The 14377-nt window shown below is 44.9% G+C and carries 18 protein-coding genes; 17 read left to right on the top strand and 1 reads right to left on the bottom strand.

Translation table 11 applies throughout. The features are described 5' to 3' along the window. Window positions 1-162 precede the first annotated feature (162 nt). Complete coding sequence (locus MiSe_RS42455) at window positions 163-1125, bottom strand: hydrogenase small subunit (protein ID WP_226592207.1); 963 nt, start codon at window positions 1123-1125, stop codon at window positions 163-165. Between the two features lie 574 nt (window positions 1126-1699). On the opposite strand from MiSe_RS42455, the gene MiSe_RS42460 reads away from it, so the two are divergent. The 17 genes from MiSe_RS42460 to MiSe_RS42540 form a co-directional block, all read left to right on the top strand. Then, a complete protein-coding gene (locus tag MiSe_RS42460; protein ID WP_226592209.1) occupies window positions 1700-2656 on the top strand; it encodes a tetratricopeptide repeat protein in 957 nt (318 codons plus the stop codon). 88 nt (window positions 2657-2744) lie between these two features. After that, window positions 2745-3005: an asr0689 family protein gene (locus MiSe_RS42465; RefSeq protein WP_226592211.1), complete on the top strand. Its 261-nt coding sequence runs from the start codon at window positions 2745-2747 to the stop codon at window positions 3003-3005. 51 nt (window positions 3006-3056) lie between these two features. Beyond that, window positions 3057-3281, top strand: coding sequence for a hypothetical protein (locus MiSe_RS42470; RefSeq protein WP_226592212.1), 225 nt, complete (start codon window positions 3057-3059; stop codon window positions 3279-3281). A gap of 2 nt (window positions 3282-3283) precedes the next feature. After that, complete coding sequence (locus MiSe_RS42475) at window positions 3284-3430, top strand: hypothetical protein (RefSeq protein WP_226592214.1); 147 nt, start codon at window positions 3284-3286, stop codon at window positions 3428-3430. Then, a complete protein-coding gene (locus MiSe_RS42480; protein ID WP_226592216.1) occupies window positions 3427-4299 on the top strand; it encodes a NifU family protein in 873 nt (290 codons plus the stop codon). The genes MiSe_RS42475 and MiSe_RS42480 overlap by 4 nt, the downstream gene beginning before the upstream one ends. 288 nt (window positions 4300-4587) lie before the next feature. After that, window positions 4588-5799 (top strand): NHL repeat-containing protein, encoded by a 1212-nt coding sequence (locus MiSe_RS42485; protein WP_226592218.1) that lies wholly within the window; start codon window positions 4588-4590, stop codon window positions 5797-5799. 102 nt (window positions 5800-5901) lie between these two features. Next, window positions 5902-8241 carry a carbamoyltransferase HypF gene (hypF, locus tag MiSe_RS42490; RefSeq protein ID WP_226592220.1) on the top strand — a complete coding sequence of 780 codons (2340 nt, stop codon included), beginning with the start codon at window positions 5902-5904 and terminating at the stop codon, window positions 8239-8241. Window positions 8242-8692: 451 nt separating this feature from the next. After that, the gene (locus MiSe_RS42495; protein ID WP_444980619.1) at window positions 8693-9286 is read left to right on the top strand and encodes a CBS domain-containing protein; all 594 of its coding nucleotides are present in this window, start codon (window positions 8693-8695) and stop codon (window positions 9284-9286) included. 408 nt (window positions 9287-9694) lie between these two features. Beyond that, complete coding sequence (locus MiSe_RS42500; RefSeq protein ID WP_226592222.1) at window positions 9695-10162, top strand: hypothetical protein; 468 nt, start codon at window positions 9695-9697, stop codon at window positions 10160-10162. Between the two features lie 30 nt (window positions 10163-10192). Next, complete coding sequence (locus MiSe_RS42505; protein ID WP_226592225.1) at window positions 10193-10453, top strand: HypC/HybG/HupF family hydrogenase formation chaperone; 261 nt, start codon at window positions 10193-10195, stop codon at window positions 10451-10453. A 30-nt stretch (window positions 10454-10483) separates the two neighbouring features. Then, window positions 10484-11629, top strand: a complete 1146-nt coding sequence (hypD, locus tag MiSe_RS42510) for a hydrogenase formation protein HypD (protein WP_226592227.1) — start codon at window positions 10484-10486, stop codon at window positions 11627-11629. Between the two features lie 174 nt (window positions 11630-11803). Next, a complete protein-coding gene (locus tag MiSe_RS42515; RefSeq protein WP_226592229.1) occupies window positions 11804-12022 on the top strand; it encodes a tautomerase family protein in 219 nt (72 codons plus the stop codon). Between the two features lie 178 nt (window positions 12023-12200). Then, window positions 12201-12578: a DUF8817 family protein gene (locus MiSe_RS42520; protein WP_226592231.1), complete on the top strand. Its 378-nt coding sequence runs from the start codon at window positions 12201-12203 to the stop codon at window positions 12576-12578. Next, window positions 12579-13034 (top strand): protein tyrosine phosphatase family protein, encoded by a 456-nt coding sequence (locus MiSe_RS42525; protein ID WP_226592233.1) that lies wholly within the window; start codon window positions 12579-12581, stop codon window positions 13032-13034. It begins immediately after the preceding gene. Then, a complete protein-coding gene (locus MiSe_RS42530) occupies window positions 13031-13675 on the top strand; it encodes a glutathione S-transferase family protein (protein ID WP_226592235.1) in 645 nt (214 codons plus the stop codon). The genes MiSe_RS42525 and MiSe_RS42530 overlap by 4 nt, the downstream gene beginning before the upstream one ends. Before the next feature lie 23 nt (window positions 13676-13698). After that, window positions 13699-14160 (top strand): cupin domain-containing protein, encoded by a 462-nt coding sequence (locus tag MiSe_RS42535; RefSeq protein ID WP_226592238.1) that lies wholly within the window; start codon window positions 13699-13701, stop codon window positions 14158-14160. After that, window positions 14150-14377, top strand: a 228-nt coding sequence (locus tag MiSe_RS42540) for a hypothetical protein (protein WP_226592239.1), incomplete at its 3' end; no start/stop codon positions are given. The genes MiSe_RS42535 and MiSe_RS42540, both read left to right, overlap by 11 nt.

The following is a 14377-nucleotide window of genomic DNA, read 5'->3' on the forward strand; positions in this document are numbered from 1 at the left end:
CTAATTGCTAATTGCTAATTTTTCTAGCCATTAGCCATTAGCCATCCTTGCTAATTGCTAATTGCTAATTGCTAATTTTTCTAGCCATTAGCCATTAGCCATCCTTGCTAATTGCTAATTGCTAATTTTTCTAGCCATTAGCCATTAGCGATTAGCTATTAGCTACACTGTGAAAATGTCCTCTTCTGCCCATTTTGGCGTTGCATCTTTTGCCACGATGGTGAGGAGGGCGTAGTCTTTTTTGTTCATGCCTACTGGCAATTCTTTGGGCACTCCTAAGACTGTTTGGGTCTTAAAAACGGTTCCCGGTTTGAGGTCGTGGAAGGGGAACTCTGGTTCGGTGCAACCTAAACATGGCATCCCGGCACGGGTTTTGGATGAAACGCGGTTCCACAATATCCGGTTGCAGGATGAATGGGTCATCGGACCGCGACAACCCAAGTCGTAAAATAGGCAACCTTTCCTCTGTCCAAATTCGGCGGTGGATGCTTTGTAGGCAAAGTGTACGTTGCGGGTACATCCTGTTTGGGTAAAACTCTTGAAGAAGGTTTGGGGTCGATTTAATTCGTCAAGGGTAATGTCGCTAATTCTTCCGGTTGCTATGGCAACTAATATCTGAGTTATCCAGTCTGGATGGGCGGGACATCCGGGTATGTTAATCACAGGTAATCCGCCTTTTGAACGGTATTCTGTCCCTAAAAATCCGCCTTCTTTGCGTTTGAGAAATTGCAATCCCGTCGAGTCGCTGGGGTTGGGTTCCATTGCGGGAATTCCGCCCCAGGTGGCGCAGTCTCCCACCGCAACGACAAAGCTGGCGACTTGGGAAAGGTCGGTTAACCAGTCTTTCATCGGACGATCGGCGAAACGGTTCCAAGTTCCGGTACCGTTGGGTGCTTGGACGACGCTGCCTTCAAAAACTAGGATATCGAGGGGAATTTTGCCGTTTATGCAATCCCACAAGAGTTTTTGCAAGTTTGCGCCTAATTCCAATCCCAAGGATGGATGCCAAAGTACGTTGATACCAAAATCTGCAATTAAGTCGCAGGCGGTGGGTTCTTCGGCGTTGAGAAATGACATGGTGTTACCCGAACAGGCAGCACCTTGCAGCCACAGTACGTTTACCATAAGCTAGATTTTTTCTATTGTTTCCAATGCCAAATGATCGTGACGATTCCTGTGCGTGCCGCAGGGAATCGCCACTCGCTTCTACACTCTTATTTCTCAATATCTGGCAATTTTTGATTTAAGACTATTGGGTTTAATAAAAGTTTATAATTGGCTTCGTTCAAGTCTGAAGAAAACCTTAAAAAGTAGTTTTAACAACAATTTTTTGGTTCAAAAACGGGAACTTATAAAGGTCAGCTTAGTGTTAGGATGTCTACTGACGATGTTGGTTTTATTGTTGAAAACCTTGTATGACAAGGCTTTAGCCGTTTACGAACCTCTATCTTCCATCTATTTAAACAACTAATTGTTTGTTTAAATATAGTTGATAAAAAATGTCAATATAATCAGAATCATTTTAATAGTATAGTCAGATTATGACGATAGCGGGCGTTCTTTGAGAAAAATAAAAGGGGTTAAAAAAATGGATCGGATTGTAAACATTTGAAAATAAAGTCTAGATTTTTAGAAGAAAGGTGTTTTATAGTTCTGTGAAGTGGGCGTTAAATCATTACCTGGTTAAAGGAGGGTGGTGGTGACACGTAGCATCACCGATGCGGCGGTGAAGGCAGCGATCGCAGCGATAGAATCAGAATCAGCAACAACTCAAGAAAAAATCGAAATGCTGATCGAAATGGCACTGGGTTTTCAGAAAAAGCCCAAAAGTGCCAAGGAGTTGCAGGACGCGGTAACCCTGTATTACCGTGCGATCGATCTGTGCGGTGAGGAGTATCCCCTACTGAAAGCGAGGGCGACGGCGGGAATGGCGACGGCGCTACGCACAATTGGGGCGGAGGGGACGGATTTGCTATTGCAAGCGAAAGCTGGGTATGAAGCGGCGATGCCGGTGTTGCAAGAATTTGCCTCGCCGGAGGAAGTGGCGGAAGCGCAGATGAATTTGGGACTGGTGTTGCAATCGCTGGTGCCGTTTAATTTGGCGAAGGTGGCGGATGGGATTTCTGCGTATCAGCGGGCGTTGCGGGTGTTTACCGCAGCGGCGTATCCCCAGGAATTTGCGATTTTGCACAATAATATTGCGATTGCATATCTTTCGATGCCGTTAGCGGCGGCGGGGGAAGAGTTGCGGCAAGGTTTGGCTGTGCAGTCGTTTGAGGAGGCGCTAAAGCAGATTAACCCGATCGATCATCCCAGCGAATATGCGATGTTGCAGAATAATTTGGGCAACGCTTTGCAATACTTGCGGAGTTCCCATCCGGTGGAGAATAATTTGCGAGCGATCGCAGCATACAATGAAGCGTTAAAAGTGCGGACACGTCAAGACACGCCCTTAGAATACGCCAACACAATTTCTAACAAAGCCAACGCCCTTTCTAACTTACCCGACGACTGGGAAAAACCAGAAGCGGGCAATCCCAAAAATCTTGCCCAAGCAAGTACTTACTATCAAGAAGCGTTGGAAATTTTCACCCAATACGGACAGATAGAACAAGCGCAAACCGTAGCCCAAGCATTGCAGGAAATTGCTGGCTAATGGCTAATAGGTAATGGAAAGGAATCCCCAATTAGCAATTAGCAATTAGCAAGCAATTAGCAATCACCAATTGAGAGGAAAACACACAATGGATGAAATTTTGACAAGCCCGACTTTGAAAGACTTTCTCACCAGCTTGGCGGCTGGGGATATTAACTTCATGACAGGATTGGTGTGGTTAGTGTTAGCTGCCGCTTTATCGCTAATCGGCGGTGCAATTGGTGGAGTGTTGGTGGGTGGGAAAGATTTAGGGAATCAGTTGGCTGCTATGATTGGCGGATTATTTGGCCCAGCGGGCGTAATTCCCGCCGTATTAATCGGGCTAGTTATCCTCAGATTCGTAGGATAAAACTTCCCCAATTACCAATTACGCATTACCAATTACCCATTAGGAGGAATCATGTTAGAAGTCGGCTGGTTTTCTACAAAGTTACTTCTCAAAGGAAAGCTGCTACGAAACCCCGGATATTTTTATCGGCAAACTGCGATTGGTGCGGGGATTGGTTCGCTGTTACTGGTATCCTTGGCACAAACAGAAGTTCCCTTTTGGTTTCCGGTAATTGTATCCAGTTTAGCAACAGGCGCAATCATGCCATTTTTGCTAAAGGACATCAAAATGAAGTAGAGATGGGGGATAGGGATGCCATAATTCCCCATCCCCATTTAGCCATTAGACCTCTCGAACAAACAAACTCTTTGACAGGCGAGACGCCTATCCCACAAGAGTTATTGGAGAAGTTTATTAGCCAGCAATTAGCCAGCAATTTATTATGACCATCGCCAAGGATAAACCAACCGTTGAAGAGAAATCGACGCTGGAAGAATTAGTCGCCGAAATCAGCCGCTTTGAGGCGATTATTTCCGAGTGGGATGAAGGTCAGCGCTGTGTCGTTGTTGGATTAAAAAGAGCGATTGAAGATTTACATAAAGAAGCGCTAACCCGGTTAATTCGCACCGTTAAGCAAGAATCCCTGGAAGCATTACGCCATGCTGTTGAAGATGAGGTTGTCTACGGAATCTTGCGCTATCACGAATTAGTAAAACCGCCGCAAGCACCTTTAGAACAGCGAATTCAGACAGCTTTAGAAGCAGTACGCCCCAGCTTGAAAAGCCATGACGGGGATGTGGAATTGGTGGCAGTTAAATTACCGGATACGGTAGAAATACGGTTAATCGGAAATTGCAGCCATTGTGTCGCTTCCAGCCTGACTTTAACTGAAGGAATAGAACATACAATCAAGGCTTATTGTCCGGAAATTACCCATGTAGTTGCGGTTAATAAGACCAAGGAGGCAGATCTGAGTTTAACCAGTCCCTTTGAGGGTACAATAGAAGATAGATGCGTCGAAGTCACAAGGGTTGAAAAAATTCCAGAATGGTGTGTTTTAGCAGCAGAGGTTGATGGGCAAAGGGTGATTTTATGGCGTAAAGGTGACAAAATTACCTGTTACCGCAATGCTTGCACTCACCTGGCCTATCCTATAGATATGGGTCAGGTTAGTAACGGCATCATTACTTGTCCTTTCCACCGATTTAAGTACAAATTAGAGACTGGTGAATGCTTGACTGCGCCAGAACTTCCCCTGGAGTCTTATCCCGTGCGAGTGGATGGGAATAAGGTATTTGTGCAGGTGGAGAAGTAACGAGTTATTTACAGGGTAAACCAATTTGAGAATAGATTCGCTAGCATTCTTGTAGGAGAGTTGGTTAAAAACGAGTGTTCGCACCTGTATCATTAACCCGCCAGGGATTAAAATCCAAGGGCTAATAGCGAAAGTCCTCTTAAGAGGACTGGGTATGCGGTTTTTCAGTCCACTTAAGTGGACTTCAGCTATTAGCCCGGAAATTAATTTCCGGGCGGACTTTGAAGCTAGGCGAGAATCGGACAAAATATCAATCCAAACCGATATCAATCCAAACCGATTAAAAAAATGGATACCCGAATTAAGCTTAGTCCTGCAACAGCAGTTAATTCAGAAGTGAAAAAGCAACCTCAACCTTTGCCTCTTTCATCTCAAGGTGCTGAGGTAATTTTAGGCATAAGTCCCGCACAGGGTGAATTAGCAATTCCCGTCGCACCGAGTGCTACTACTTTATTTGGCCCTCGCGGTGCTTGTTTGGTGTCAGAAACAGGCGCTTTGTGGGTGTCGGATACGGGTCATCATCGATTATTAGGATGGCGAAATCGACCTCAACAAGACGGAGAACCTGCTGATTGGGTTATCGGACAACCAAACTTTAATTCTGAAGGACAAAATGCTAAAAAAACGCCTGTTGCGGCAACGTTAAGCGTACCGACTGGCGTTTGCGTTTGTGGGGAAGGATTGGCGGTGGCGGATGCTTGGAATCACCGCGTTTTGATTTGGAAAAGTCTGCCGGAAGATAGTAATGTTCCGGCAGATTTGGTGTTGGGACAAGTGGATTTTACCCACAACGAATCGAATCGGGGAAGTTTGGATGCGGATGCCCATACCTTACACTGGCCTTATGGGGTTTTGTATCGTCAAGGGCGATTGTTTGTTGCGGATACGGGAAATCGGCGGGTGTTGATTTGGAATCAATTGCCGCAAGAAAACGGTCAACCTGCGGATGTGGTTTTGGGACAACCGGATATGGTTTCTCGTAACGAAAATGGCGGCGGTTCTCCTACTGCTTCGACTATGAGATGGCCTCATAGCATAACCTTTTGGGAAGACAATCTAGTCCTGATCGATGCGGGAAATAACCGCGCAATGGTTTGGGACGGAATACCCAGAGAAAATAACACCCCTTGTGCCGTTGTTTTAGGGCAAAATAATTTTGAATCGGTCGAAATGAATCAAGGAGTTTATTGTCCGACTCCTAGCAGTTTGAGTCTGCCTTATGGTCTTGGCACTTGGGGCGATTGGTTATTCGTTGCCGATACAGCGAATTCCCGATTATTGGGATGGAAAAAGCCACTATCAATTTTATCTTTACAGGGGGCTGATGCAGATGGAATCACCGGACAAAGAGATTTTCAAAGTAAAGGCGAAAATCGCGATTTTGGACTAGCGATGCGAGATACTTTTTGTTGGCCTTATGGTATCCAAATTTGCGGGAATACAGCAGTTATTGCCGACTCTGGCAATAATCGAGTTTTACTCTGGCATCTAACCCATTAGACCTCTCCAACAAAGAATCTCAAAGACAGGCGAGACGCCTATCCCACAAGAGTTTTTGGAGAAATCTATTAGCAATTAGCAATTAGCAATTAGCAATTACCAATGACTCAAGAACAAATCAGGGTATGCGGCACAGTTCAAGGCGTAGGATTTCGTCCTACGGTGTATCGCCTTGCTAAAGCTTGCGGGTTAAAAGGAGATGTTTGCAACGACGGGGAAGGCGTTTTAATCCGCGCATCCGGTACTAATGAATCCATCGATGAATTTGTCCAAAGGTTGCAGGAAGAATGTCCGCCGTTAGCCAAAATTGAAGCAATTATTCGCACGGGTTATGAAGGCAATTTAGACGAGTTAAATGATTTCGCTATCGCTGCCAGTATTAGCAGTAAAGTCCGCACTAAAATTGCCCCCGATGCTGCTACTTGTCCCCCATGCAAAACCGAAACACTCGACCCCTTTAGTCGCTGGTATCGCTATCCTTTTACAAATTGCACTCATTGCGGGCCTCGTTTAAGTATTATTCGGGCAATTCCTTACGACCGCCGCAACACCAGCATGGCGAATTTTCCCATGTGTCCGGAATGCGAAAAAGAATATCACGATGTAGAAAATCGTCGCTTTCACGCCCAACCTGTAGCCTGTTATAAATGCGGTCCTTCTGCATGGTTAGAACGCGCAGATGGTAAACCCGTGACTGCTTCTATGTTTTCGATGATGGATGATGTGGATGCAGTTTGTACCCTATTACAAAGGGGTGAAATTGTGGCGATTAAAGGGATAGGGGGAATTCATTTAGCTTGCGATGGGACGAATGAAACTGCGGTGCAAAAATTGCGTCAGCGCAAGCAACGCTATCACAAACCCTTTGCTTTAATGGCGCGGGATATAGAAATTATTGAAAAGTCTTGCATCGTCAGCGCTAAGGAAAGAGAATTACTACAAAGTCCCGCCGCACCGATTGTTTTATTGCCAAGGAAAGACACAATCGAAAATGCCATTGCTGCTGCGGTTGCGCCTGGGCAAAATACCCTTGGATTTATGCTTCCTTATACTCCGCTGCATCATCTAATTTTAAAGCGGATGGAACGCCCAATTGTATTAACCAGCGGCAATCTTTCCGACGAACCGCAATGCATTGATAACGATGAAGCGCGGTCAAAGTTAGGGAAAATAGCCGATTATTTCTTACTCCACAATCGAGATATTGTTAACCGAATTGATGATTCTGTCGTGCGGGGGATTGGGGACAAATTACAAACAATCCGGCGCGCTAGAGGATATGCGCCATCTACCATTACCTTACCCGATGGATTTAAAGCCGCCCCGCATATTTTGGCAATGGGTAGCGAGTTGAAAAATACCTTTTGTTTGTTGCGGGATGGGGAGGCAATTTTATCTCAACATTTGGGGGATTTGGAGAATGCCGCCGCGTTTAATGCTTATCGAGATACGCTGAATTTGTACTTGAATTTATTCGAGCATAAACCCGTCGCGATCGCCACCGACCAACACCCCGAATATCTCTCGACCAAACTAGGTCACTCACTCGCCGCCGCCAACAATTTAAAACTCTACCAAATCCAACATCACCACGCCCATATCGCCGCTTGCATGGCAGAAAATCAGCTGACTCTCGATACACAACCCGTGTTAGGAATTGCTTTAGATGGATTGGGATACGGTGAAGATGGTACAATTTGGGGAGGGGAATTCCTCTTAGCAGATTATCGCAGTTACAAACGCTTGGGAACCTTCAAACCCGTGGCGATGATTGGCGGCGAACAAGCGATTTATCAACCTTGGCGCAATACTTACGCCCACTTGACAGCAGCTTTCAACTGGCAGGATTTACACCAAAAATATAGGGATTTAGACCTATTGACTTTTTTCGCACAAAAGCCTCTTAACCTGCTAAATCAGATGGTAGAAAAACGGATTAACTCTCCCCTTGCTTCTTCTTGCGGGCGCTTATTTGATGCCGTGGCGGCGGCGATTGGTATATGTCGCGCAGAATCCAGCTATGAAGGGCAAGCGGCAATTGAAATGGAAGCATTAATTGATATCAATAGCTTAAATGATACCCCTGCTTATCCCTTTGAGATTGGGATTTTAAATAGTATCCCCTACCTGGAACCGCGTCCAATGTGGCAAGCTTTGTTGGAGGATTTGCAGCAGCAGGTGACTCAATCTGCTATTGCTACAAAATTCCATCAAGGTTTGGCTAATGCGATCTCTGACATGATTGTCCATTTATGCGATCGCTATTTGGTTAATCAAGTTGTCCTATCCGGCGGCGTTTGGCAAAATTGTCTCCTGTTAGACCTAATTACCAGGCGCTTGCAAGTAAAAAAATTAACCGTACTCACTCATAGCATCGTACCGCCCAATGATGGCGGTTTATCCCTGGGACAAGCGGCGATCGCTGCTGCCCTGTTTAATTAGAAACCGGGTTTCTTACTGGGATCTCTTTATCTTAGAAACCCGGTTTCTTTGCGTAAGTCCTGAGCCATGAGAATTTGACAAATATTAAGGAAAAGAAAAATTCAGAGTTCGCCGAAGTATTGGTGATACTATAAAAGTAGGTTAAATTGTTCGCAGTAAACCATAACTCAAAGAAGCGAGTAGACATACGTACTCCTGAATCTGCCCTCAAAAGTGAGGGGAAAGAGAATATCTCTAAAATTAAAAAAGCGGGGAATGCGTAGGTCTTCTCCCAGAAAATTTCAATGTTTCAGGGAGGAATAAAAAATCTCTGATAATGCCACACATTAAAGTTTTCAAAACATCAGATTGACTCGGCTGAGTGGTTTATTGCAGCAGTTTAAAATCCTGTTGATTTTCTAACACAAACCAATTAATTGAAGGAGCATTGATCGTGAAAGCTAAAGACATAATGACGCAAGATGTCGCGCTGATTCGCGGTTCGGCAACGGTAGAAGACGCAGTAAAATTAATGCGGTTGAGGGGAGTGCGATCGCTCGTTGTAGAAACTCGCAACGATGAAGACGCCTACGGGATTGTCACCGAAGCAGATATTGCGTTCAAAGTCGTTGCATACGGCAAAGATACCAAGCAGGTGCGCGTTTATGAAATCATGACCAAGCCCTGCATTGTCGTCAACCCCGATCTGGGCGTTGAATACGTAGCGCGGTTATTTGGTCAGACGGGAATTTTACAAGCACCCGTAATTGCTGGCGAATTATTGGGGATTATTTCTGTTGGCGACATCGTACACAAGAGCGACTTCCTAGAAAATCCCAAGATCTCTTTCCTCGAACAAAAACTCAAACAAGCAGTTTCCGATGCTCGCTCTGCTTCTGCTACTTACGGAACTCACACGAAAGAAGCAAACGACGCTTGGGATTTAGTAGACGAACTTGAAGCTGAATTAGCTTTCCAAAGTGGCAAAGTACCACAAAAAACTTCGAGAGAGCTATTTGTTGAAGCTTTACTAACACCCCCTGCCGATCTGCGCGTCAAATCCTAGTATTGGTGAAAGCCGGTTTTTCAAAAAAACCGGGTTTCTGTGTCAGGCGTAGGTTGGGTTTCGTGACCTCAACCCAACCTACAATTAGAGGACTTACGCAGCTGGCACATCAGTTTGTTCTTAGTCAGCGGGGGGCTTCAAGATTGGCACTTTAGTGCCTACTACGAACATCTATTGTTTGTTCTTAGTCAGCGGGGCGCTTTAAGATTGGCACTTTAGTGCCTACTACGAACATCTATTGTTTGTTCTTAGTCAGCGGGGCGCTTCAAGATTGGCACTTTAGTGCCTACTACGAACATGAATTGATATTTTTATTGTGACACTTGCGTCAGTCCCCAATTTATCTGAATTGTTAAGAAAAACCTGTAAAAGTCTTGTTAGAGATTTGCGATCGCTCACAATCATTCTATGAAAGCTAGCCAAGATACGTTTTCCGGGTATCAAGTCCCAGAATCGGTCAAACGCCTGTTAATGCAGGCAGTAGACAACTGGGAAAATACCGCTATTGCCGATGAATATATGAACCAAGCTCTGGCAAAAGCCGAAGCTTATCCAGACATTCTGGTTGCCGCCTATCGCTATTTTTACTACAAGGGAAATAATCCAATGGCGCTCCAGATGGCAGAGAAAATTTTGGCAACCGTTAAAAGAGCGGAAAACTTACCCGATGATTGGGAAAAACTCAAACCGATCTTAACAATTCGCCGCCAAGAACCGGAGATCAGGCGGTACTTAAATGCTTATGCCGCGACGGGTTTTATTTTAGCTAAAATGGGAGAAGTCCAACAAGCCAAAGCAGTGACAGAAAAAATTCAGGACATCGATCATGAATCGGAATTTGGAGCATCAATCGTACTAGATATTCTAACACGGTGACAAGAATAAACAGCAAAAGGAAGATTAAAAATGTGTTTAGGAATTCCCGGTCAAATAGTAGAAATAACCGACGCGAATCAAAAATTAGCCATCGTTAACGTAGGCGGAGTCAAGCGCCAAGTAAATATCGCTTGCATCGTTGACGAACAACATCCCCCCGCGTCTTGTATCGGCGACTGGGTGCTAGTTCACGTCGGTTTTGCTATGAACCGCATCGACGAAGAAGAAGCCGCCGAAACCTTGCAATTATTACAAGAACTAGCAGAAGCCCAAGCCATTTTAAGCAATTAACAATTAGCAATTAGCAATTAGCAATTCCCTATGAAATACGTTGATGAATTCCGCGATCCAAAAAAAGCCGAAGCCTTACTTTGGGAAATCCAAAAATTAGGGCAACAACTAGAAAAGCCTATCAAAATAATGGAGATCTGCGGCGGTCATACTCATTCGATTTTTAAGTATGGCATCGAAGACATGCTGCCGGATAATATTGAGTTTATTCATGGGCCTGGATGTCCGGTATGCGTGATGCCAAAAGGGAGATTAGATGATGCGATCGCCATCTCGCAAAACCCCAACGTCATCTTTACCACATTCGGCGACGCCATGCGGGTTCCCGGTTCCAAATATAGCCTGTTGCAAGCCAAAGCACAAGGCGCAGATATCCGCATGGTTTACTCGCCGTTAGATAGCCTCAAAATTGCTAAAGAAAACCCCGACAAAGAAGTTGTATTCTTCGCCATCGGGTTTGAAACTACCGCCCCCAGCACTGCTTTTACAGTCCTACAAGCAGCGGCAGAAAACATTAAAAACTTCAGCCTGTTTAGCAATCACGTCCTGGTAATTCCCGCCCTGGAAGCCTTGCTAGATAATCCCGATTTGCAACTCGATGGTTTTATCGGCCCCGGTCACGTCAGCATGGTAATTGGCAGCGTTCCCTATCAGTTTATCGCCCAAGAATATCATAAACCAATTGTAGTTTCTGGATTTGAACCTTTAGATATTTTGCAATCGGTTTGGATGCTATTGCAGCAACTCTTAGAAGGACGTTGCGAAGTCGAAAACCAATACAATCGACTCGTGCAGAAACGGGGGAATATTAATGCCCTCGAAGCGATGAATAAAGTATTTGAAGTGCGAGAAAGCTTCGAGTGGCGCGGCTTGGGAGATATTCCCAATTCCGGGTTAAAAATTCGGGCAGAATATGCCCAATTCGACGCCGAAGTTAAATTTAAGATTCCCGGCGTAAAAGTTGCCGATCATAAAGCTTGTAAGTGTGGAGAAATCCTCAAAGGAGTGTTAAAACCTTGGCAGTGTAAAGTCTTCGGTACGGCCTGCACCCCCGAAACTCCGATTGGAACTTGTATGGTTTCCTCTGAAGGAGCTTGTGCAGCCTATTATAAATACGGAAGACTCTCTAAATTTGCCAAACAACCGATAGCTGAAAAAGAAAAGGTAACGGTTTAAAGGCGAGGGAACGCAGGGTGCTATCTATAGCGGATTGCAGCCGCATGAGGTACACCTTCGTTTGTGTAGCGGCACCCTTAAGGGTGCCGCTACACAAACGAAGCCAAAAGGCTGTACCTCACACGAAAAGCAATCTGCTGTATCAATCAAAAGGACAATTTAAGGAGGTAATTTATGCCTTTCGTAACCGTCCAAATTGCCAAAGGTCATTCGCTCGAAAAGAAACGAGAACTAGCTCAAGCCATCACCGAAACGCTGGTTTCTACATTGGGAACAAAGCCAGAGTGGGTGACGATTCACATTGATGAATTCGAGCGAGAAAATTGGGCAGTGGGAGGTGAATTGCACTCAGATAAACATAGCGGTAGACATGGTGAAAAAGTTACCAGCTAATTGATTCAATTGTTGAGACAAGCCGCAAAACCAGCCCGGAAATGAATTTCCGGGCTAATAGCGAAAGTCCATTAAAATGGACTAAAATATTTTCAGAGTTCTCTTGAGAGGACTTTAGCTATTAGCCCTTGGATTTAAATCCCTGGCGGGCGTTGAAACTGATGCAAAATCGACAATCATGAACCAACAACCAATTTTAGGAAACATCAGTCCTCTGATTCCCGCAGGTAGCGATGTGGAGGTGGCGATTGCATTCTACGAAAAGCTTGGTTTTACCACCATCCATAAAGAAGCAAACCCGCTCCGGATGGCAATTGTCAAGCGCGACACGGCAGAAATCTTTCTGGTCAAAAACGATTACAAACAACTAGCAGAAGAAACTAGCCTTCGCATCCACGTCACCAACATCGAACAACTTTATCAAGAGTTTCAAAGCAAAGGAGAAGAGATAATTCATCCGAATGGAAAGTTAGAAACAAAACCTTGGGGGGTGAAAGAATTTGTAGTTCTAGATCCTGCGGGTGTCTGCATTACCTTTTACGAACCAGCAAGTTGAATGAAAATCGAGGAGATTTACAACTTTCTTAAATTATCAGATTCAGTGGCAACATCCGGACAACCCACTGAAGCGCAATTTGCAGCGATTAAAGCATCGGGTTATCAAGTGGTTGTAAATCTGGCGCTGACATCATCTTCAAATGCCTTACCTAATGAAAAAGAAATTGTGGAATCATTGGGGATGGAGTACGTTCATATTCCCGTAGTTTGGGAAAATCCCACCCTTGACGATCTTGCCCGTTTTTTTCATATCCTGGAAGCGAACGCCGATCAACCTATATTTGTCCACTGTGCGGCAAATATGAGAGTTTCGGCGTTCGTGTATCTTTATCGCCGCATTCATGAAACCATGAGTGAAGAGCAAACAAAACGAGATTTACATCAAATTTGGATACCAAATGAAAATTGGCAAAATTTTATCCAGCAGGCGATAGAACATTACCAAAAACAATGACAAACCTTACCTTAATTATCGGCAACAAAAATTATTCCTCCTGGTCTTTGCGCCCTTGGTTGGCGATGCAGCAAGCAGGGATTGAATTTGAAGAAGTGCGAATTCCCCTACATACGCCAGAAACTAGCCAAAAAATATTGCAATATTCCCCATCGGGAAAAGTGCCAGTTTTAGTTCATAATGGGCTAACGGTGTGGGAATCTATTGCCATTTGCGAATATATAGCCGAGTTATTTCCAGACCGCAATTTGTTGCCAGAAGATAGAGAAAAGAGAGCGATCGCGCGATCCGTCAGTGCTGAAATGCACGCAGGTTTCGTCAAATTGCGGCAAAATATGCCGATGGATTGCCGCGCGCGCTATCCCGGACAGGGAATGAAACCGGGAGTGCAAGAAGATTGCGATCGCATCACTACAATCTGGCGCGAATGTCGGCAAAAATATGGCAGCAACGGCGATTTTCTGTTCGGCAATTTCACCATTGCCGATGCTATGTATGCCCCCGTCGTCTCTCGTTTTATCACCTACGACGTGCAGCTAGACCCCATTTCCAAAGCTTACGCCGAGGCAATTTGGTCGCTGACTGCCATGCAAAAATGGGTAGCAGCAGCAATAGCTGAACCAGAAGTTATTGCTGCTTAAAGCACCTTACAAGGAGTTGCGCCATGTTAATCGATCCGCCAAACATACCAGATAGAAAAAGTTCAAATTACCCCGAACAATTTAAACCGTTAGTTGCAGGTAGAATTAAAAAGAGATTGGGAGATGCAGCAGGGTTAAAAAACTTCGGCGTCAATCTCGTCAAACTCGAACCGGGGAGTTGTTCGGCACTGCGTCATTGGCATACTAACCAAGATGAATTTATCTACATTTTGTCGGGAGAAGTTACCTTAGTCACAAACGCCGGAGAGCAAATTTTGCACTCAGGAATGGCAGCAGGTTTTCCAGCAGGAGAGGCAGATGGACATCATTTAATCAATCGATCAAATGCAGTTGTAGAGTATTTAGAAGTAGGCGATCGCACGCCTAACGACGTAGTAACCTATCCCGACAATGACTTAACTGCCAAAGATAATTCTGGAGTTTGGGTATTCGCCCACAAAGATGGAAGTCCGTATGAAAGTTAGAAAAGTAGGGTGCGTTAGCGACAGCGTAACGCACCAATCAATCAACTCAACTCTGAAACTAGGGTGCGTTAGCGACAGGGTAACGCACCCATCAATCAACTCAACTCTGAAAGTAGGGTGCGTTAGCGACAGGGTAACGCACCAATCAATCAACTCAACTCTGAAAGTAGGGTGCGTTAGCGACAGGGTAACGCACCAATCAATCAACTCAACTCTG

It is taken from the genome of Microseira wollei NIES-4236 (assembly GCF_020521235.1).
GTDB lineage: Bacteria > Cyanobacteriota > Cyanobacteriia > Cyanobacteriales > Aerosakkonemataceae > Microseira > Microseira wollei.